This window comes from Rhodanobacter spathiphylli B39, from assembly GCF_000264295.1.
In the GTDB taxonomy this organism is placed as follows: domain Bacteria; phylum Pseudomonadota; class Gammaproteobacteria; order Xanthomonadales; family Rhodanobacteraceae; genus Rhodanobacter; species Rhodanobacter spathiphylli.
The window spans coordinates 35,472-56,725 of the sequence record NZ_AJXT01000024.1 but is presented as its reverse complement, the minus strand read 5'-3'; the positions used below and the strand labels follow the sequence as shown (position 1 = coordinate 56,725).

Below are 21,254 nucleotides of genomic sequence, written 5' to 3'. Positions count from 1 at the left end.
ATCACTGCAGCACGCGGCGTCTCCATGACTTGTTCCGGTCAGCTGATGATCACCGTGGGACAACCGAGGATGATGGTTCCGCCATGCGCCGTCACGTCACCCATCCGGGCCGCGGGCATGTTGGAGATGAGCACCTTGAACGAGCCCATGGCGATCAGGTCCGGCGGTCCCACGCAGACAGCCATGTCGCTTACCCGAGCGGCGGGCAATCCCCCAATGAGCACCGTGGGCGCACCCGGGCCGGAGATGGGGCCACCCACGTGGGGCACCGGCCCGGTAAACATCGGGCAGACGTGCATGTCGGTAAGTCGCGCTGCTGGAGGCATGAGCTTCCCTCTCCCTCAATGATTTGGATGAATTATGCGCCGTGCCGGGCGTCCTGCGTGCGGCGATGAATGGGGCGCGCCGCGCGAGCATCCGTCCGATCAACTTGACCCAGGATCGAAAGCGCAACTTCGCCTTCCTGACTTCAAATCCCCGCCCCCAAGGACGGGCCAGGCTGCATGACTGCTGACGCAAAAGCGGCCACGAATCGACTTAGGCGTTGAACTGAACGGTATTTCCCGGCTTGTCGATGCTGCTGTTCAACTGGATGATGTCGGCCCGACTCAACCGGTTCAGATCGTAGATCGTCTGTCCCTTGTTCTCGTCGGCAAAGTCGACCATGACGAAATTCGGCAGGTAAATCTGGAAATTCGTGGCATGCGAATCCAGGGGAAAGGCCTCCGGAACGCTGTTGCTCATGTAGTTGTAGCCACCTTCTGTCCACAACTGCTTCAGTTGCTGCTTTCCACTCGTGGTCCAGGCCTTCTTGTCCCTTCCCTTGATGCTTCGCACCATGCCGGTCTGCGTCCAGTACATCATCCGGAGTACGTCGCGGGAATAGTGCGCCGTATTGGCGTCGCCGAGGATGCGCCTCTGCTTGTCGATGTTCTGGAGGAACTTCCCCTTCACCGGGGAGCTGAATGCATAGTCCCGCGGCTGCACGATGTCCGTTCCGCCCTTCCCGTAATAGACCAGGCCGTTGATGTGGTCGGGCATCACGCCATGGGGGTAGAGACTGACGACTTGGGCCGCACCATCCGCAATCGTCGCGCCCGCCTGGCTCAATTTGGAGAAGCCGTCAGGCATGAACCCGCAGACCACCTTGCCGCCCATTTCGTCGAGGGTATGGTTGGCCAGATTGCCCGGCTTCTTGTAGAGCCTGGTTTTCAACTTGCTCTGGCAAGCTTCGAGGATCAACTCGTAGTTGGCCGACTTGTCGAACTTGAGTATCAGGAATTCGTCCTGGTACTTCTCGACGAAACGGAACGCGCCGTCGAGGATGTCGTCCAGATCCATGCCCCAATCGCCGAGCACCATCCGCGTGACCTCGATGTTCCGGGTGGCTCCGCCCACGTTTTTCGACTTCATTTCCGGCGTGTTCTTGCCGTGGAAGGCGGAAAGCTTGGCGCCGCCGTGGCCGGTTCGCTGACCCGAAATGCGGATATCGAAAATGCGCACGCCGCACTTGGCCTGGTGATAGATCGACTTGCTCTGGGTGCGGGCACGGATGCCGCCCGAATTGATCGCCGCGTCGTGGCTGCCGGCCATCACTATCTCGTTGACCTTCTTCTGCCCGCCGAGCGAGTGGTATTCAATGGCCATTTCGACATCCTTCAATGGGGTGGGAGCGCACGCATCGCGGGCACTCGGGCATCAACGAAAAACAGAAACTCTCCATGCCTGTCTGGTCCGGGACACAGCGAACCTTCATGCATGCAGGGGGAAAGTTGCCGGCCAGACACTGACACGGCTATCCGCATAGCGGCCACCACCAACCTCGACGGTATACGTGGGATCGTCCGTCAGCAGCCCCTTGCCCATCAGCGAATCGCGCAGGAACGCGCTGCTTCCGACCGCCTGGAACAGGCGGCTGTCGACCTTGGACAGCAGCAGGTTGCCGTTGCCGACATCCTCGAAGATCGTCTGATAGGCACCGGGATAGGCGGCCGCGAAGCAGGCCCGATGATGTTCGTTGATCCAGTAGCTTTCCTTGCCGCCGCGGGTGTAGAGATCCATCCTGGAGTGCTTGGCGGCGGAACGCCGTCGCAATCCACCGCCGACGATGCGATTCTTCATCCCGCTGGTCTGGTAGCTCTTGTGTTCGGAAAGCCCCATGACCAGGCGGGCGTAGCCCTCGCACATGTCGGCTGCCGAGCAAAGAAAGTTGTAGGGGACGCCATCGATCGGGGTGCCGAGGCTGCGCAAGAATCCGCAAGCCAGGTTCCGCGTGATGTATGCGGCATAGGCGGGCTCGTTGGGGATCACCTGGGCATTGTGCACACCCGGCATCGGCAGCATCACCGCCGTGGTGCGGGCCGGATCGACGACAGTCAGGCGACTCCAGTCCTGCGGCTTGAATGACTTGCGCATCTCGTGCATCGCAATGATCGCGATGTAACGCGCAACGTTGGGGGTCAGTCGCGTGGTGTCCTCGATGGTCTTGCCGGCACTCAACCCGGCGACCGGGTCGACCCCGAAGATATTGCACTCCAGCTCGTTGCCGAACACCTCGTTCAGGGCCGCCGCGATGCGGATGCAGGTCACCGCGCCACGGCTCCAGCCCGCCAGGTTCACCCGATCGATCGCCTGGCCATGCTCGAAGATCATGTCCTGGATGATGTTGACCGTACGGATCACGTTCTCGTCCCAGCCGAGTCCGCTGAGATTTCCCAGCGCGTTGCCGACCTTGTTCGAGCGCGTCAGTTTCGACGTGGAGGTCTTGCCACCCAGCGCCTTGCTGAACGATGAGCCGCCACCACCCGACCCCGAGATGCGATTGCCCGTGATGGGGTTGACCTGCTGGGGAAGCGCGATGCCCCCGACCATTCCCGAGCCGGGCCCCTCGTTGATCAGATAGCTGCCCGGAGTAACCAGCGACCCTGCCAGCCTCGCCTCCGAGCCGTCCGTATGGTTATGAAACCAGGCCACCAGTTCATTGCTTTCCGTCGCCTTTACCCGGTTGAACCCGGTACCGTGGCAGTACACCGTGAACGTAGTCATATTGATTCCCGGTTGTCGCTGGCCGCCCCCTGACGTGCGGGCCTGCGGTACATGGGCAACGTCATGCCCCCAATGGCACTTCAACTTCGCATTCCGTCGCCCAAGGTCCGCAGCAAGCCCGCGCCAGATCAGGCTGGGCGCGGGTGACGGTCATCCTTCGAGTTTCCGGACCCACGCGACTGCCCCGATGTGAGAGGGAGCGCGTCGCTGCGAAGACGTACGGTCGACCTGCAGCGACTTCGCGCTTCGTCCTTTCAGGCAGGCCATCGTCTGCCGCTTGTTCGACGGTCACCCGAAGGCGTACGCAAACTCCCCGTCCGTCACTTCCACGCGCACCTTCGCCACCTCCTCCCCGGCAATCATCCTGGTGAGGAACGCGCGCGAAATGTCCGGCAGCATCGAGTTGGTCAGGATGGCGTCGATCATGCGTCCGCCCGATTCGGTCTCGGTGCAGCGTTCGACCACCAGCTTCACCACGTCTTCGCTGTATTCGAACGGGATCTTGTAGCGGGCCTCGACGCGCTTCTTGATTCGGTTGATCTGCAGCTTGACGATCTTGCCCAGCATTTCGGGGCTGAGCGGGTAGTACGGAATCGTCACCAGACGGCCCAGCAGCGCGGGCGGGAATATCTTCAGCAGCGGCTCGCGCAATGCCTTGGCCATGCCCTCGTGATCGGGCATCAGCTCGGGGTCCTTGCACAGGCCGGCAATCATCTCGGTGCCGGCGTTGGTGGTCAGCAGGATCAGGGTGTTCTTGAAGTCGATCGAGCGGCCTTCGCCGTCTTCCATCACGCCCTTGTCGAAGACCTGGAAGAAGATCTCGTGGACGTCGGGGTGGGCCTTCTCGACTTCGTCCAGCAGCACCACCGAATACGGCTTGCGCCGCACCGCTTCGGTAAGCACGCCGCCTTCGCCGTAGCCGACATAGCCGGGGGGCGCCCCCTTGAGGGTAGAGACGGTGTGCGCTTCCTGGAACTCGCTCATGTTGATGGTGATGATGTTCTGCTCGCCGCCGTACAGTGCCTCGGCCAGGGCGAGCGCAGTCTCGGTCTTGCCGACGCCGGAAGTGCCGGCCAGCATGAACACGCCGATCGGCTTGTTCGGATCGACCAGCCCGGCACGCGAGGTCTGGATGCGCTTGGCGATCATCTCCATCGCGTGATCCTGGCCGATGACGCGGGCACCCATCAGGTTGGCCAGGTTCATCACGGTCTCGAGTTCGCTCTTGACCATCCGACCGACCGGAATGCCGGTCCAGTCCGACACCACCGAACCCACGGCCTGCTGATCGACCGAGGCCAGGATCAGCGGATGTTCGCCCTGCAGTTCGGCCAGTTCGCCCTGCAGGTCCTGCAGTTCCTTCAGCGCGGCCGCACGGTCGTCACCGGCAAGGGCGGCGTCGCCAGCGGGCGCTTCCTTGGCGTCGGCCACCTGGTTGGCCGACTGTTCCAGCGCACTGCCGGTGCCTTCGACCGGCGCGGAAGAACCGCGCAGCTTCGCACGGATGTCGAGGATCCTGTCGACCAGATCCTTCTCCTTGACCCAGTTCGCCTCCAGCGTTTCCAGCCGCGCCTTCTGCGTCGCCAGCTTCTCGTTGGCGCTGTCCTCGCGGGCGGTCACGTTCACGCCCACGTTCTTCTCGCGGGCGATGATGCCCAGCTCGGTTTCCAGCGCCTGGATGCGCTTGCGGGTGTCGTCCACCTCGGCCGGCACCGCATGCTGGCTGATCGCCACACGGGCGCACGCAGTGTCGAGCAGGCTGACCGATTTGTCCGGCAACTGGCGCGCGGGTATGTAGCGGTGCGACAGCTTCACCGCCGCTTCCAGCGCCTCGTCGAGGATCTGCACCTTGTGGTGCTTCTCCATCACGCTGGCGACGCCGCGCATCATCAGGATCGCCTTCTCCTCGCTGGGCTCGTCGATCTGCACGGTCTGGAAGCGACGGGTCAGTGCCGGGTCCTTCTCGATGTGCTTCTTGTATTCGGCCCAGGTGGTGGCGCCGATGGTGCGCAGGTTGCCGCGGGCCAGCGCCGGCTTGAGCAGGTTCGCCGCGTCGCCGGTGCCGGCCGCGCCGCCGGCGCCGACCAGGGTGTGCGCTTCGTCGATGAACAAAATGATGGGCTTGGTCGAGGACTGCACTTCCTCGATCACCTGCTTCAGGCGATTCTCGAACTCGCCCTTCATGCTGGCGCCGGCCTGCAGCAGGCCCACGTCGAGCACGCGCAACTGCACGTCCTTCAGCGGCGGCGGCACGTCGCCGATGGCGATGCGCATGGCGAAGCCTTCGATCACCGCCGTCTTGCCCACACCGGCCTCGCCGACCAGCATCGGGTTGTTCTGGCGACGGCGCATCAGGATGTCGACCAGTTGGCGGATCTCGTCGTCACGACCGACGATCGGGTCCATCTTGCCGTCGCGCGCCTGCGCGGTGAGATCGATGGTGAACTGCGCAAGCGCTTCCTGTTTGCCCATCTGCGCCGGCGACATCGCGCCGCTCGCTTCACCCGGCGCCGAGCCCCCACCCATCCTGAAACCGTCGTTGGCGCTCAAGCCGTCTTCGGGTGAACCGCCGACGACCTCGGCGAACTTCTCGACCAGGGCCTCGGGCTTGATCTTGTCGAATTCGGCCGAGATGTTCACCAGGGCATTGCGCAGGTTGCGCGTGCGCATGCAGCCGACGATCAGGTAGCCGGTGCGGACCTGCGCCTCGCCGAACATCAGGGTGGCGAACACCCAGGCGCGCTCGACTGCTTCCTCGACATTGCTCGACAGGTCGGAAATGGACGATGAACCGCGTGGCAGTCGATCCAGCGCATCGGTAATGTCACGCGCCAGGTTCGACGGATTGAGGTTGAACTGCTTGACGATGCGATGCAGGTCCGAATCCTGCAATTGCAGGATCTGGTGAATCCAGTGCACCAGTTCCACGTAGGGATTGCCCCGCAGTTTGCAGAACACGGTAGCGCTTTCGATGCCGCGAAAAGCAAGCTTGTTGAGCTTTCCGAACAGGGCGCCGCGACTGATTTCGGCCATGATCATCGTTCCTTTGCAGTAGTTGTCGTTCAGCGAACTTCTTGCGATGTCGAACTGGTATCTGCGCGCGCCGTTCAGGCGGCGCGATCGTGCAACGAGCTGCCTTCGCCCTGTCTGGTCAGCCCACCGGCTTCAGGACGACCTGATCGGCGTCATCGTCCCGGTACACCTGCCCCATCCATGTCGTCAGCCCCATGCGGCCACCCTGCCCCAACCGGGTGGCAGGCACCTCGTCCCTTTTGAGGACCAGTTGCACATCCCAGGCCTTTTCTTCACCGACATAGGTCTTCACCGCGGCCACGAGCTGTTTCAGCGCCTCGCCCCCCGGCAGGAAATTGTTGAACTCGGCTCGGCTCAGCGGCCCCAACCGCAGGCGGAACCGCTGCTGACTGCCCCATACGTACTGGCCAGTGACCGTGGTCAGTCCCAGCGCCGCCACCTCGCCGGAGGCACCAAGGCGCAGGTGGGACTCCGGTGGCAGACGCATCCACTCGGCGACAAACTCGACAATCCCCACCGGGATGCGGAAGAAACGTTCGAGCAGGCCCTTCAACCCTTCGGCATTGCGTGCCTGCTGCAGCAACCGCCCGGCGAAGAAGCGCTTGAACTGGTCCGGCAGCGCGTCGCGCCCCTCGAGATTGGGTGTGGCCAGGCCGACCAGGGCGCCCATGTACAGGCGGAACCGGTCTTCATCCGGTCGATCCAGATGCACGGTGGGCTGCGAGTCGGCCCAGGTGCGATAGAACAGGCTCATCATCCGGTGATGGAAGATGTCCGCGAACGCGGAGAATGTGCGATCCCGCGAGTTCAGCTCGCGGTCCATCGCATATTCGGTCAGATGCAGCGGCAACGGCGCATTCGGGCCGAACAGGCCGAAAAAGAGGCCATGCATGCGCGCCGGCCGGCCACCGCCACCCGGCTGGTAGCGATCAACTGTCCTGGGCGCAAACGCCAGCGACGGCGTCTGGCACAGGCGCACGAAGTCCTCGGCAGCCTTGGCGGAATGTCCAAGTCTCGGCCGTTCGGGATGGGCACACTCAAGCCGCCGGATCGCTTCGAAAAACTCGAAGTCCTCCGGACGATCGCGCAGCGCGTTCTCCAGCGCTACAACGTCTGCCGTGTTCCGAGCCGAGCCGGCCATCGAGCGACCTCATTGCGTTCCAAAGTACGCAGGACTGTTTCAGTGAAGGAATTGATGGACACGTAGCGCGCAAAGAACTGCTGCATCACCGCGCCCAGGAGGAAGGCGCCGGTGCCCTCGAAGGCACCGTCGTCACAGGTAAGCGTGATCTCCAGGCCACGGCCGAAAGTGATCGGGCCCGGTACCGGAATGCGCCGCACGATGGGCTGCGAACTCACGGCCTTCACACCTTCGACCTGCCGCAGCGCACTGGAGTCGAACTCGTCGCAGTAGAGCGTCAGCATCTCGCGCAAGGCCGAGGCGCCTTCGCCGGCGTTGTTCTCCAGCAGCGATACGTAATTCAGCTGAAGGTGGCTGAGCAGCCGCCACGCCGTCTCGCCCGTGGCCACCGGCGCTCGTGGCTTGGTGGGGCCGGCAACACAACGGATGGATTCGACAGGCGCACCGGTCTCCAGCGTGAAGTCGGTCTTGGACTTGCCCACCGGCATCTGCAGCGGCAGGTCGCGGTTGGTGCACATCAGCTGCATGCCGATCTGGCGCAGCTCGGTCGAGTACGGCGCCTCGCTGGAGTCGACCAGCGCGATGAACATCTCGTTGCCGATGTAGCTGGAACGCGCACCCTGGCGCTTCTGCCGCGAGGACACCAGCCGCGGCTCGCGGCGTATCGTGTAATAGGCCGAATGCTGGCTGTGCCAGGTGCGTTCGTCGCAACCATAGAAGGGCAGGAAGCGCTGCTCCGGTTCCTGCCGGTCGCCGAAGCCCTCGACGTTGCCGATGCTGTGGATCTCGAAATCCATCGGCCGCGTACGGTCGGCCAGGATGTGGTACTCGCTCTTGCCCTGCTGCAGATGGATGCGGTCGGCCCGGCGGGGAAACAGGTTGATCGCGGGCGTGCAGAACAGACGGAAGTTGTTCAGGTCGATCGCGTTGTGCAGGCTTGCCACACTGCGGTCGAACAGCACGACGATCTCGAACTCGTTGCCCTTGGAGCGGCTCAGCAACGACTTCAACCCGGTGAATTCGGCGAACAGGAAGCGCTCGGGACAGGCAAAATATTCCTGCAGCAGCCGGTAGCCGCTGAAGGATCGGCCACTGTACGGAATGAGCGCCTCGTCATCGTCGAAACCACGCCGATGGATGGCGCTGGCGTCATGTGTCTGGCTGATCTCGCCACTGGCCCCCATGGCTCGCACCATGTAACAGACCGCATTGCCAAGCAGTTGCTCGTAGAGACGCTTGGGCAACTCGTCAGCGCCGGCGATGAATACCGGCAGTTTGTCCAGCGCCAGCATGTTGGCCTGGGCGCCGGCCGTGACGCGAAGCTTGAGCCGAAGGCCGGCACGCACCGTCTTGCCTGTGGGCAGGGCCACGCCCGCCGCGGCGATGGCCGCCGGCGTCTCGAAATACTTCGCCTCGATCAGTTCCAGCGGCCACAGGGTGACGTCGTGTGCAGTGCGATACTCGCACGTCGTGCGGTCATCCTTGCCGGCAAGGCTGCGCAGCGCGGTGTGCCGCGCCACCGTATGACCGGCGAGCAAGCCGCTTTCTTTCAGATCCGGCTGCATCTGGACCACGGCCATGGACGGCACGGGCGCCAGGTAATGCGGGTAGATCATTTCCAGCAGATGCTGGGTGAACACCGGGTATTGCGCGTCCAGCTTGAGCTGCACGCGCGCGGCGAGGAAGGCGAAACCCTCGAGCAGACGCTCAACATATGGGTCGGCGCACTCGAAGCCTTCCAGGCCAAGGCGTCCGGCAATCTTCGGGTATTCGCGCGCAAACTCGCCGCCCATCTCGCGGACGTGTTGCAGTTCCCGGTTGTAGTACCGCAGCAGTCGTGGGTCCATGGTCAATCAGCCGAAGCCTTCCGTTACCTTGAAGTTGCCCGTCTCCAGATCGACTTCCGTCTTCAGGTAGAGATTCAGCGGGATCGGCTGCGCCCACATTTCCGAGTCGATATTGAAGACCAGTGCCTGCCGATCCATGCGCTTGGACATGGCCGTGGCCGTGACCCGAAGCGTGTTGGCCGTGAGCCGGGGCTCAAAGGCGAGAATCGCATCCCTGACCTGGCGCTGCAGCACGTCCGGATTGATTCCGGACAAGGCCATGCCGGTCAGGTCCGGGATGCCGAAATTGAGTACCGAGCGCGCCACCTCGGGATATTCGGACAGGTCGTTGTCGGCATCCATGCTCACGCAGTTCAGCAGCCACGACATGTCCCGCGTGACGCAGTCACGCAGCCGCGTGGCCGAAATGACCCGCTTCTCGCGGCTCTCTTCCAGCTTGCCCGGTTCGTCGTCGGTAAGGCGATCGAGCAGCGATGGCTGAAGTCGTTCCTGGGTGGTCAATTCAGCCATGGCAATGCATCCCGGCTCAGGCGGCGCCGAACGCGATCAAGCGCGCGTCGAAGAGCGAATACTCTGCTGCATCGGTAGCCAGCATGCGCTGGCCCAGGCCCACGTGCAGTCCTTCGCCCTGCTCGATCCAGTCGGTTCGGCGGCCGAGCACGAGGTCAGGATCCCCGGTGAGCTCGCTGCCCGCATAGCGCCCCGGAATGAAGCCGATCGCCTTTCCGCCATTGCTCCAGGTGACCTGGGTCGGTACCCAGATCTTGTCGCGCAGGTCGCTTGGCGCCTCGAACTTCAGCTCGCTCAGGCGCGAGAACGGCACCCAGGAATAGCCACCGTTGACGATGATCTCCAGACAGGGACCGATGCGCGGGTCCGCGTCGGCAATCCATTCGAACGCATTTCCATCAATGTTTCCGGCCACTGCCGGCGCCTGCTCGAAAGCCTGTTCACGCAGGGCGGCGGCCTGCTCATGCTGTCCTTCGGCGCCCAGCTTGAGCGCCTGGAGCAGCAGCGCCAGCCATTGCTCCGGTTCTCCGATGATCACCGGCATGCGCTTGCCGGCAAAGACCTCGGCGCGCACCAGCTCGCCGCGCAGTGCCTCGGAGTACGCGCCCACCATCATGGCGTTGAGCGGATCGAGCTCACCGCAGACGTTCAACTGGTTCTGTGCCCGCTCCCATTGTCCGAGCAGGGCCAGCAACTGGAATAAAAAAACCCGGCGCTTGGCGTCTGCCGGGTTGTTGCGTACTTCTGCAGTGAGCAGTTGCAGTGCCTCGTCAGGCCGACCATCTTTGAGCTTGCTCTCGGGCGTCATGTCATTCTCGGAAGCGTATCTGTGGACATGTCCACAGACAGGCCCGTTGTCCATGCTTGGCCCCGGAGCCGCTCGCGCACGACGCCCGGAAAATCACGCGAGGCACGATCTTCGATCATGCCTGCGCGTGCATTCACGGGACGACCAGAACGAAGGCCCCGGGGTTCAACCCCGGCTGGAAGCCGGGGAGCACCGCGCGGTTTAAGCGACTTCTTCGACGCTGTACGCGACCGTACCGGCTTCGCTGACCTTGCCCTTGTCGTCCTGGGTGGAATAGGCGACTTCGAACTTGGCAAACGCGAGCGAGATGTTCTCGGTCAGCATGTCCTCACCACCCGAGCCACCGGTGCTGTAGCTGGTGACCATCACGCTGGTGAGCGTGACTTTCAGGTAGTCATCCTGCGTGCCGCCGGCCTTGGACACATAAAGGATCGCCGAATCGGAATGGGCGCCGGTGGTCAGGGCCTTCATGAACTGCGTCGAGCTCTTGTCCACATACTTCGTGATGCTGATGTCCTGGACGTTGGCCTTGCCGGCGCCGCCGCCGCTGCCATGGCCGAACGAGCCACTCTGCGACATGCCCCACGACCAGGCCAGGAGCTGAATCTTGCCAGCGTGCTTCTTGTGCTTCGACTCACCGGTAAAGGTGACCGAACCGCCCTTCAACTCCAGATGCATGTCTAATGCCATGAGAATTCTCCTTGTCAGTTTTGGTCAATTGAACCGGATTGGCCTTCTACTCTTCACCAACGATCCGGCGATGTTGCGTGCAACCACTTCATGAAACGAACATCTGGCAGGAGCGTCAGCTCTTTGCCGCAGACGGCAGGCGGGAAACCAGCCGCAAGGACACCGTCAAACCCTCCAGCTGGTAATGCGGCTTGAGGAAGAACTTCGAGGTGTAGAAACCCGGTGCGCCCTCCACTTCTTCCACGATGACTTCCGCCGCGGACAGAGGCTTGCGCGCCTTGGTTTCCTCGCTGGAGTTGGCCGGGTCACCGTCGACGTACTGGCCGATCCAGGACCCCAGCCACCGCTCCATCGCATCACGATCCTTGAACGAGCCGATCTTGTCCCGGACGATGCACTTCAGGTAATGCGCGAAGCGGCAGCAGGCGAACATGTACGGCAGACGTGCGCCGAGGGCCGCGTTCGCGGTCGCGTCCGGATCGTCGTACTCGTCCGGCTTGGCCAGCGACTGCGCGCTGATGAATGCCGCCATGTCCGAGTTCTTCCGGTGAACCAGCGGCATCATGCCCATCTTGTCCAGCTCGGCCGAACGACGGTCGGTGATGGCGATTTCGGTCGGGCACTTCATGTCCACGCCACCGTCGTCGGTGGGGAACGTGTGCGCCGGCAGACCTTCCACCGCACCACCGGACTCGATGCCGCGGATACGCGAGCACCAGCCGTATTCCTTGAACGAACGGTTGATGTTCACCGCCATCGAGTAGGCCGCGTTCTGCCAGGTGTACTTGGAAGAGTCGGCGCCACTGGTGTCCTCTTCGAAATTGAACTCCTCGACCGGATCGGTCTTGGAGCCATACGGGAGGCGCGCGAGCGTGCGCGGCATGGTCAGACCGATGTACTTGGCGTCATCCGACTCACGCAGCGAACGCCATGCGGCGTAGTCCGGAGTGGAAAACACCTTGGCCAGATCACGCGGATTGGCCAGCTCGTTCCAGCTGTCCATGCCCATCAGCGTGGATGCCGCTGCGGAAATGAACGGTGCATGCGCCGCCGCCGCGACCTGTGCGATACCGCTCAGCAGCTCGACGTCGGGCGGGCTGTGGTCGAAATAGTAGTCACCCACCAGGCAGCCGTAGGGTTCACCACCGAGCTGGCCGTACTCTTCCTCGTACATCTTCTTGAAGATCGGGCTCTGATCCCAGGCCGTGCCCTTGTAGCGCTTCAGGGTCTTGGCCAGATCCTTCTTGGAGATGTTCAACACGCGGATCTTCAGCTGCTGATCCGTTTCGGTGTTGTTGACCAGGTGATGCAGGCCGCGCCACGCGCTCTCCAGCTTCTGGAAATCGGCGTGGTGCATGATCAGGTTGATCTGCTCGCTGAGCTTGCGGTCAATCTCGGCGATGTAGGCGTTGATGGTCTGCGCAACGTCGTCCGAAACGATGTCGGAACGGCTCAACACCTGTTCGGCCAGGGTGCGAACAGCCGATTCCACTTCTTCCTTGGCGCGGTCGCTCTTGGGCTTGAATTCCTTGTTCAGCAGCGCAGCAAAATCGCCGGCGTCCAGAGTCTCGGTGGCGCCACCCTGTTCGGCTAGTTTCTCGGTTGCCATGCGTGCTTACTCCCCGTCTTTGTTGTTGTCGTCGGACGGCTTCGGCGCTGAAGCCAGCGATTGCAGCAGCGCCGGGTCCTTCAGTGCCTGGGCGATCAGATTCTCCGCGCCGGCCTTGCCGTCCATGTAGGTGTCGAGGTTGGCAAGCTGGGTACGCGCTTCGAGCAACTTGGCTACGGCGCCCACCTTGCGGGCCACCGCCGCCGGCGAAAAGTCGTCCATGCTCTCGAACGTGATGTCGACCGCGAGATTGCCTTCGCCGGTCAGCGTGTTGGGAACGGCAAACGTCACCCGGGGCTTCATCGACTGCAACCGGTTGTCGAAGTTGTCGACATCGATCTCCAGCGCCTTGCGATCCTCGATCGAGGGCAGTTCGCCAGCGTTGGCACCGGAGAGATCCGACATCACGCCCATCACGAACGGAACCTGGACCTTCTTCTGCGCGCCGTAGACCTCGACGTCGTATTCGATCTGCACGCGCGGCGCACGGTTGCGCGCGATGAACTTCTGACTGCTTTGCTTGGCCATGCCTTGTCTCCCGGTAAATGCTCTTGCAGTTCGAACGGAACGATCAATTCGGTGCGGCACCAATGTGCGCCTGCCGCAAAAAACCCTATATCGGTGGGCCGACGTTCCTGCATCGCGAGATGACCGCGACGGAGAACTGCCGGGATTTGCATTGATGCCCCTCATTGCCGCTGCCCGACACCCCGAAAGCTGGTAGCGCACATGCGCTGCACAGCCGGGCCGGTTCGATCAGCCGGACATTGCATCAATTGGAATTGCGCAATTTCGAAACACTGCAAACCGCAGGCTCCGGCGCCCATGGGGCGCACAGCGGGGATCGCGGCACTGCCTCCGGATCAGACCCGATATCACCAGATGGTTCGCAAGCGTGATCGTCCACCCCCTTCATTCCATGCGTCGGACAGGCTCGACGGGGCTCCTTGCCTGCCCCGCCCTGGATCTTTCCACCTCATGGCAAGGCCCGCCTCATCCGGACGAACGCGCCAGCTGCCGAATCGCAGCAATGAAGTGTCTTGCAGCCCCCGTACAACTATCGTCACCGAAATGCTGCACTGGTCAGCACAGTCCGTGATACCCGGAGGCCCCTGAATCTGCTATCGCGGAACGGCAGGTTTCTGCGCTCCGCTTCCATCCTGAACCAGACTGGTTCGCCGGATAACGTACATCCGCAATCGCCTGTCTGCAAGCTGAATTTGAGCCCGTCGACGGTTATGACAACAAACTAACAACCGGCCCATGCCGGGCGATCGCCGCGACACGACAATTGCTGTTGCATCGTGTGTTTGAGAAGCATCGCAGGACGCAAGATTCTGTAGGTCTTTGCCCCGTCCCGGTGATCGAGGCACGGGGACGGGAGCCGGCCAGCCCGGGTCAAACGCGGCGCGGCCGGCCGTCCGGTTCACCGAACTGCCCATTGCGGGAAAATCGGTGGCTCGGCCAGTTCGACGTCGGGGTACCATGGCTGCCAACTCCTGTTTCAGCCGTGCATCGGCACCACCGTTCGGGAGGTGATCCGCAGCGAATTCCGCATCGGGCCGAATCCGTAATTCCGACGCCGCCGCCCGCGGCTTCCGGCGGTACCCGCTCGCTTCGTCCGCCATTCCGCGAATGGCCGGAATGCCGGTTCCGAGGCCGCAAAACAGAAGCGGCGCGACCCTGGGGATCGCGCCGCTTCTGGATTTCAATTGGTGGGCGGTACAAGGATCGAACTTGTGACCCCTACCATGTCAAGGTAGTGCTCTACCGCTGAGCTAACCGCCCGTATCGCGCCTGACTGACGACGCGAGCCGCGCAGTATACGGGAGCCGAAGGCGATCGACAATATCCCGCCGGCGACGGGTTTCCCGGCTCAACGCAGCGACTGCTCGCGCAATTGATGGATCTGGTCGCGCAAACGGGCGGCATCCTCGAATTCCAGGTTCTGCGCGTGCTTGTACATCTGCGTCTCCAGCTTTTTCAGCAGTGCCGAAGCCTGCTGTGAGCTCATGCCTGCGTAATCGGCGGCCTGCTCCGCCACGGCGCCCTGACTGCGGGACGATGACTTGCCGCCACGGCGGTTGCCGGCATCGCTGCGCGCCCCTTCCATGATGTCGGCGATGCGCCGCACCACGGTCTTTGGCGTTATCCCGTGCGCTTCGTTGTACGCCAGCTGCTTTTCGCGACGGCGGGCGGTTTCATCCATCGCGGCCTGCATCGAGCGGGTGACGTTGTCGGCATACAGTATCGCCTTGCCCCGCACGTTGCGGGCGGCACGGCCGATGGTCTGGATCAGTGAGCCGGTGGAGCGCAGGAACCCTTCCTTGTCGGCGTCGAGTACCGCCACCAGCGACACCTCGGGCATGTCCAGGCCTTCGCGCAGCAGGTTGATCCCGACCAGCACGTCAAACTCGCCCAGCCGCAGGTCGCGGATGATCTCGCTGCGCTCGACCGTCTCGATGTCCGAGTGCAGGTAGCGCACCTTCACGTCGTGTTCGGACAGGTATTCGGTGAGATTCTCGGCCATGCGCTTGGTCAGCGTGGTGACCAGCACGCGGTCGCCCATGGCGATGCGCTTGTGCGCCTCGCTGAGCAGGTCGTCGACCTGGGTGCGCACCGGGCGCACCTCCACTTCGGGATCGACCAGGCCGGTCGGGCGCACCACCAGCTCGGTTACCGCATCGCCGGATTTCAGCAGCTCGTAGTCGCGCGGCGTGGCGGAAACATAGATCGTCCGCGGCACGCGCTCCTCCCATTCCTCGAAACGCAGCGGCCGGTTGTCCATCGCCGATGGCAGCCGGAAGCCGAACTCGACCAGGGTTTCCTTGCGCGAGCGGTCACCCTTGTACATCGCGCCCAGCTGCGGCACGGTGACGTGGGACTCGTCGACCACCAGCAGACCGTCGGCCGGCAGGTAGTCGAACAGCGTGGGCGGCGGCTCCCCCGGCGCGCGGCGAGTGAGGTGGCGCGAGTAGTTCTCGATGCCCTGGCAGTAGCCGACCTCGGCCATCATCTCCAGGTCGAAGCGGGTGCGCTGCTCCAGCCGTTGCGCCTCGACCAGCTTGTTTTCCCGGTAGAGATATTCCAGCCGATCCTTCAGCTCGAGCTTGATCGTCTCGATCGCGTTGAGCACGCTCTCGCGGGTGCTGGCGTAATGGGTGCGGGGATAGACGGTGTAGCGCTGCACCTTGCGGATCGTCTCGCCGGTCAGCGGGTCGAACAGCGCCATCTTTTCCACTTCGCCGTCGAACAGCTCGATACGCAGCGCCTCGGTTTCCGATTCGGCCGGGAACACGTCGATGATCTCGCCGCGCACGCGGTAGGTGCCGCGGCGCAGCTCCGTCTCGTTGCGGGTGTACTGCAGCTCGGTCAGCTGGTGGATCAGCTTGCGCTGGTCGATGCGTTCGCCGGTGGCCAGGATCAGGCGCAGTGACAGGTAGTCCTCCGGATTGCCCAGGCCGTAGATCGCCGACACGGTGGCCACGATGATCGAGTCGCGCCGCGACAGCAACGCCTTGGTCGCCGACAGCCGCATCTGCTCGATGTGCTCGTTGATCGAGGCATCCTTCTCGATGAAGGTGTCCGACGCCACCACGTAGGCTTCCGGCTGGTAGTAATCGTAATAGCTGACGAAGTACTCCACCGCGTTGTGCGGAAAGAATTCCCTGAACTCGCCGTACAACTGCGCCGCCAGCGTCTTGTTCGGCGCCATCACGATGGTCGGCCGCTGCACGCGTTCGATCACGTTGGCGATGGTGTAGGTCTTGCCCGAGCCGGTGACGCCGAGCAGGGTCTGCGCGGCCAGGCCGGCCTCGAAACCCTCGGCCAGGCGGGTGATGGCCTGCGGCTGGTCGCCGGCGGGCTGGTAGGGGGCGGCGAGTTGGAAACGATCAGTCATCGGCTACAGATGTGGGCGCGGTACGCCATTTTAAATCGGGCCTGCTGACAGGGAGTGTCACCAGAAGCCGACGGACCAAAGGCTGCCCGGCCACTGGAGGGGAAACACCTGCGCCATAGCATGGACGTCCGGTCCACGCAGGAGGCGACGCCGTGACAATATCCGGGAAACGCAGGCCAGGGCACGGGCAAACCGGTTTCACCCTGATCGAGCAGGTCATGGTGCTCGCCATCATCGGCATCCTGGCCAGCGTGGCCACGCCTTCCCTGCATCGCATGCTCGGCCGCAACGAATTGCGGGTTGCCCAGATGGACTTCATCAGCGCCCTGCAGCGCACGCGCCAGGCGGCCGTGATGAGCGGCCGACGCGCGCTGTTCTGTCCCAGCGTGGACGGCGGCAGCTGCAGCAGTGCCATCCGCTGGGAAAGCGGCTGGCTGGTGGCGCACGACCGCAACGGCGACGATCAGCCCGATGGACATCCGCTGGATGTCGGCAACAGTCATCGCGGAAAGCTGATCATCCAGAGCAGCAACGGTCGGCACATCGTGCGATTTCACCCGGACGGCACCGCCGGTGGCAGCAACATCACCTTGCTGTTCTGCCAACCTGCGCATGCCGGCGATGCTCTCACCGTGGTGGTTTCCAATGCGGGCCGCGTCCGCGGCGCCCCGGCCAACTCCACCCAGGCCGCCACTTGCGCCAAGCTGAGATGACCCGCCTCGGCGAGGTTGACGCGGCGGCAGCATGTCCAGTTGATCCCGATCAACACCTGGCCACGCCGACAGGCACATGCTGAGTCTCCCGGAGGAGACATGGCCATGGGCAGGTTGAGCGGAAAAGTGGCGCTGGTGACTGGCGGCGCCGTGGGCATCGGCGCCGCCTGCGTGCGCCGCATGGTGGCGGCAGGCGCCCGGGTAGCCGTCGTCGACCTGCCCGACGGGCCGGGTCGGCAGTTGGTGGCGGAGCTCGGTGAAGACACCCGCTTCTTCCCTGCCGACGTCTCGTTGGAAGCCGATGTCGCGGCGGCGATCACCGCCACCGTCGCCGCGTTCGGACGGCTGGACATCCTCGTCAACAATGCCGGCATCGCCGGTCCGAACAAGCCGACGCACGAACTCACCGAGGCCGAATGGGATCGGGTGCAGGCGGTCAACGTGAAGGGCGTGTTCTTCGGTACCAAGCACGCGATCGCGCCGCTGCGCGCAGCCGGTGGTGGCAGCATCATCAACCTGTCGTCGATCTATGGCCTGGTCGGCGCGCCCGACGTGCCGCCGTACCATGCGTCCAAGGGGGCGGTCCGCCTGATGAGCAAGACCGACGCGCTGCTGTACGCCGCCGATCGCATCCGGGTGAATTCGATCCATCCCGGCTTCATCTGGACGCCGATGGTCGAGCAGCACGTCGCGTCCATGGGCGGTGACCCCGAACAACACCGTCGCGAGGTCGGCGCGCTGCATCCGCTGGGCCACATGGGCGACCCGGACGATATCGCCTGGGGCGTGGTCTATCTTGCCTCCGACGAGTCGAAGTTCGTGACCGGCAGCGAGCTGGTCATCGATGGCGGCTATACCTGCCGCTGATTACCCAGAGCATTTGAGGAGTTCCCCATGTTCAAACATATCCTGCTGCCCGTCGACGGTTCCGAACTGTCCCTGCGCGCCGTCGACACCGGCATCGAGCTGGCCGCCCGGCTGGGCGCCAGCGTGTACGCCTTCCACGTGATCGCACCGTTCCCCGCTTCCATCTACTTCGCGGAGATCATCCAGGCCAACGAGCCGACCTATACCAGCGAGGCCATCGCCAACGCCGAGAAGTACCTGGCCGACGTGAGCCAGCGCGCGCAGGCCGCCGGAGTTCCCTGCGAGAGCAGCCACGAGACCGACGCGCGGCCCTACGCGGCCATCGTCGGCGCCGCGCGCAAGCAGCAGTGCGACCTGATAGTGATGGCCTCGCACGGCTGGCGCGGCTTCGACCGGCTGCTGCTCGGCAGCGAGACGCACAAGGTCATCCTGAACGGCGACGTGCCGGTACTGGTCTGCCGTTGAGCAACGGCCGGCAGACCGCGGCATGAACGACAAGGCAGCGGCACCGGCGCGCCACGGCCTCGGCCCGGCCGAGGCGGCGCGCCGGCTGGCCGCGGACGGCCCGAACCTGCTGCCGGGCAACACGCCGCGCAGCATGCTCGCGATCGTGGGCGGCGTGCTGACCGAACCGATGTTCCTGATGCTGCTGGTTGCTGGCGGGCTCTACCTGGCACTGGGCGACCGCGCCGAGGCGGCGTTCCTGCTGTCCTTCGTGTTCGTGGTGATCGGCATCACGCTGGCGCAGGAGCGCAAGACCCAGCGCGCGCTGGAATCGCTGCGCGAGCTGTCCGCGCCGCGCGCGCTGGTGATCCGCGGCGGCGAGGAAGTGCGCATTCCCGGCCGCGAAGTGGTGGTCGGCGACTTGCTGGTGCTGCACGAGGGCGACCGCGTCGCCGCGGATGCGGTGTTGCTGGACGGGCATCTCGACGTCAACGAATCGCTGCTCACCGGCGAGGCGGTGCCGGTCACCAAGCTTCCCGGCGAAGACACCGGCCAGTTGTTTGCCAGCACCGTGGCGACCAAGGGCGTGGGCGTCGCCGAGGTCCGCGCCATCGCCGGCGCCACCGCGGTCGGTCGCATCGGCCAGGCGCTGGTCGACACGGCCGAACCGGTGTCCGGCTTGCAGCGTGCATCGCGCCGGCTGATCCGCAACCTCACCATCGGCGGCCTGCTGCTGGCCACGACGTACACACTGCTCGGCTGGCTGTGGGACAGCCACGGCCTGCTGGAGAGCGTGCTGGCCGGCATTGCGCTGACCATGGCGATCCTGCCGGAAGAGATCCCGGTGATCCTCACCGTGTTCCTCGCGCTGGGCGCATGGCGCATTTCGAAGCACAAGGTGCTGACCCGGCGGGTGCCGGCGGTGGAGGCGCTGGGCGCGATCTCGGTGCTGGCGGTGGACAAGACCGGCACGCTGACGCAGAACCGCATGCAGGTGGCCGAGCTGGACCTGATCGGCGACACCTTCCGTGACGCCGGCGCCGACGCATTGCCCGAGCCGTTCCACGCCTTGGTCGAGTTCGCCATGCTGGCCACGCCGGCCGACCCGTTCGACCCGATGGAAAAGGCGATCCAGCAGTTCGGCCTGCGCTGGCTCACCAACACCGAACACGTGCACGCCGAGTGGGCGCCGGAATTCGAATACGCGCTGTCGCCGGAAATCCTGGCGATGACCCACGTGTTCCGCGGCGATGCCCGCGATGCGCACCTGCTGGCCACCAAGGGCGCACCCGAAGCGGTGATCGACCTGTGCCACCTGGACGCGGATGCCGCTGCCGCGATCCTGCGCCAGGTCGAATCGATGGCCGAGCGCGGCCTGCGTGTGCTCGGCGTGGCCCGCGGCGAATGGCAGGGCGAGGCGTGGCCGCGCAGCCAGCACGATTTCGACTTCCGCTTCCTCGGCCTGCTCGGCTTCGTCGACCCGCCACGCCCGGAAGTGCCGGCGGCGATCGCCGAATGCCGCAGCGCCGGCATCCGCATCATCATGATGACCGGCGACCACCCCGCCACCGCACGGGCGATTGCCCGCGAGGTGGGCTTGAGCGAGCGCGCCGAGGTGATCACCGGTGCGGAAATGGCCGCGCTGGACGACGTCGCGCTGCGTGAACGGCTGCGTCGCGTCGACCTCTGCGCGCGACTCAAGCCCGAGCAGAAACTGCGCCTGGTGCAATTGCTGCGCGAAGGCGGCGAAGTGGTGGCGATGACCGGCGACGGCGTCAACGACGCGCCCGCGCTGAAGGCCGCCGACGTCGGCATCGCGATGGGCGAGCGCGGCACCGACGTGGCGCGCGAGGCCGCCGCGCTGGTGCTGCTGGACGACAGCTTCGCCAGCATCGTCAGCGCGATCCGCCAGGGCCGGCGCATCTACGACAACATCACCAAGGCCACCCGCTTCGTGTTCGCGGTGCACATGCCGATCATCGCGCTGGCGCTGGTGCCCGCCCTGCTGCACTGGCCGGTGCTGCTGATGCCGGTGCACATCGTGCTGCTGGAACTCTTGATCGACCCGGCCTGCTCGATCGTGTTCGAAGCCGAGCCGGCCGACGACGACATCATGCGCCGGCCACCGCGCGCAGCGTCCGACTCCCCGTTCGCCGCGGCCAACCTGCGCTTCGCCGTGATCCAGGGACTGGGCTTCGCCGGCATCCTGCTGCTCGGCTACGGACTGCTGCCCGGCCAGGGAATGGACGCCGTGCAGAGCCGCAGCGCCGTGTTCATCGCGCTGATCATGGGACTGTTCCTGCTGACGCTGGCCAACCGCGACTTGTCCCACCCCATGCTGGCCCGCCATCCGGCGAAGAACCCCTGGCTGCGGCGGATGTTCGGCGCCGTGACGGCGATGCTCGTCATCGTGATCGGCGTGCCCTTTTTCCGCGGCGTGATGGGCCTGGCCCTGCCCAACGCCCCCCTGCTGCTCGCCAGCGCCGGCATGCTGCTGGCAGCGATCGCGTGGCTGGAGTTCTTGCGCCGCGCGACACATGTGCGGCCGCGCGCGTTTGTGGCGCCTTGACCCGCGACCGCGCCACAGGCGATATCTTCACCCACGCCGGCCCGCCCCCATCCACCTCACGCCGGCCCAGCGAAGGC

16 protein-coding genes and 1 tRNA gene are annotated in these 21,254 nt (G+C 64.3%); 4 read left to right on the top strand and 13 right to left on the bottom strand.

From position 1 onward, the window contains the following. Positions 1 to 38 precede the first annotated feature (38 nt). The 13 genes from UU7_RS09875 to uvrB all read right to left on the bottom strand — a co-directional run bounded on the left by UU7_RS09875 (position 39) and on the right by uvrB (position 16,584). Positions 39 to 326: a PAAR domain-containing protein gene (locus UU7_RS09875; RefSeq protein ID WP_007807847.1), complete on the bottom strand. Its 288-nt coding sequence runs from the start codon at positions 324 to 326 to the stop codon at positions 39 to 41. 211 nt (positions 327 to 537) lie between these two features. Further along, positions 538 to 1,647, bottom strand: a complete 1,110-nt coding sequence (locus tag UU7_RS09870; protein ID WP_007807846.1) for a PI-PLC domain-containing protein — start codon at positions 1,645 to 1,647, stop codon at positions 538 to 540. 105 nt (positions 1,648 to 1,752) lie between these two features. Further along, positions 1,753 to 3,129, bottom strand: a complete 1,377-nt coding sequence (locus tag UU7_RS09865; RefSeq protein ID WP_157582128.1) for a hypothetical protein — start codon at positions 3,127 to 3,129, stop codon at positions 1,753 to 1,755. A gap of 204 nt (positions 3,130 to 3,333) precedes the next feature. Next, a complete protein-coding gene (gene tssH / locus UU7_RS09860; protein ID WP_007807844.1) occupies positions 3,334 to 6,078 on the bottom strand; it encodes a type VI secretion system ATPase TssH in 2,745 nt (914 codons plus the stop codon). A 118-nt stretch (positions 6,079 to 6,196) separates the two neighbouring features. Continuing rightward, entirely contained in the window at positions 6,197 to 7,219 is a 1,023-nt protein-coding gene (tssG, locus tag UU7_RS09855; RefSeq protein ID WP_007807843.1) for a type VI secretion system baseplate subunit TssG, read from the bottom strand. Next, the gene (gene tssF, locus UU7_RS09850; RefSeq protein ID WP_007807842.1) at positions 7,183 to 9,066 is read right to left on the bottom strand and encodes a type VI secretion system baseplate subunit TssF; all 1,884 of its coding nucleotides are present in this window, start codon (positions 9,064 to 9,066) and stop codon (positions 7,183 to 7,185) included. The genes tssG and tssF overlap by 37 nt, the downstream gene beginning before the upstream one ends. Positions 9,067 to 9,072: 6 nt before the next feature. Then, positions 9,073 to 9,576 carry a type VI secretion system baseplate subunit TssE gene (tssE, locus tag UU7_RS09845; protein WP_007807840.1) on the bottom strand — a complete coding sequence of 168 codons (504 nt, stop codon included), beginning with the start codon at positions 9,574 to 9,576 and terminating at the stop codon, positions 9,073 to 9,075. Between the two features lie 16 nt (positions 9,577 to 9,592). After that, complete coding sequence (locus UU7_RS09840) at positions 9,593 to 10,384, bottom strand: type VI secretion system accessory protein TagJ (RefSeq protein WP_007807838.1); 792 nt, start codon at positions 10,382 to 10,384, stop codon at positions 9,593 to 9,595. 201 nt (positions 10,385 to 10,585) lie between these two features. Continuing rightward, on the bottom strand, positions 10,586 to 11,074 hold the full coding sequence (locus tag UU7_RS09835; protein WP_040673222.1) for an Hcp family type VI secretion system effector: 489 nt from the start codon (positions 11,072 to 11,074) through the stop codon (positions 10,586 to 10,588). A 115-nt stretch (positions 11,075 to 11,189) separates the two neighbouring features. Further along, positions 11,190 to 12,683, bottom strand: a complete 1,494-nt coding sequence (tssC, locus tag UU7_RS09830) for a type VI secretion system contractile sheath large subunit (protein ID WP_007807833.1) — start codon at positions 12,681 to 12,683, stop codon at positions 11,190 to 11,192. A 6-nt stretch (positions 12,684 to 12,689) separates the two neighbouring features. Beyond that, positions 12,690 to 13,211 (bottom strand): type VI secretion system contractile sheath small subunit, encoded by a 522-nt coding sequence (gene tssB, locus UU7_RS09825; protein ID WP_007807831.1) that lies wholly within the window; start codon positions 13,209 to 13,211, stop codon positions 12,690 to 12,692. Positions 13,212 to 14,396: 1,185 nt separating this feature from the next. Beyond that, positions 14,397 to 14,471, bottom strand: a tRNA-Val gene (locus UU7_RS09820). Between the two features lie 88 nt (positions 14,472 to 14,559). Next, positions 14,560 to 16,584 carry an excinuclease ABC subunit UvrB gene (gene uvrB, locus UU7_RS09815; RefSeq protein WP_007807829.1) on the bottom strand — a complete coding sequence of 675 codons (2,025 nt, stop codon included), beginning with the start codon at positions 16,582 to 16,584 and terminating at the stop codon, positions 14,560 to 14,562. A gap of 152 nt (positions 16,585 to 16,736) precedes the next feature. Between uvrB and UU7_RS09810 the strand changes: the two genes are divergently transcribed. The 4 genes from UU7_RS09810 (at position 16,737) to UU7_RS09795 (ending at position 21,177) form a co-directional block, all read left to right on the top strand. Further along, positions 16,737 to 17,297, top strand: coding sequence for a GspH/FimT family pseudopilin (locus tag UU7_RS09810; RefSeq protein WP_083845969.1), 561 nt, complete (start codon positions 16,737 to 16,739; stop codon positions 17,295 to 17,297). A 99-nt stretch (positions 17,298 to 17,396) separates the two neighbouring features. Further along, complete coding sequence (locus tag UU7_RS09805) at positions 17,397 to 18,164, top strand: glucose 1-dehydrogenase (protein ID WP_238530919.1); 768 nt, start codon at positions 17,397 to 17,399, stop codon at positions 18,162 to 18,164. A 27-nt stretch (positions 18,165 to 18,191) separates the two neighbouring features. After that, complete coding sequence (locus UU7_RS09800; RefSeq protein WP_007807826.1) at positions 18,192 to 18,629, top strand: universal stress protein; 438 nt, start codon at positions 18,192 to 18,194, stop codon at positions 18,627 to 18,629. A gap of 22 nt (positions 18,630 to 18,651) precedes the next feature. Further along, positions 18,652 to 21,177 carry a cation-translocating P-type ATPase gene (locus tag UU7_RS09795; protein ID WP_007807825.1) on the top strand — a complete coding sequence of 842 codons (2,526 nt, stop codon included), beginning with the start codon at positions 18,652 to 18,654 and terminating at the stop codon, positions 21,175 to 21,177. Positions 21,178 to 21,254 lie beyond the last annotated feature (77 nt).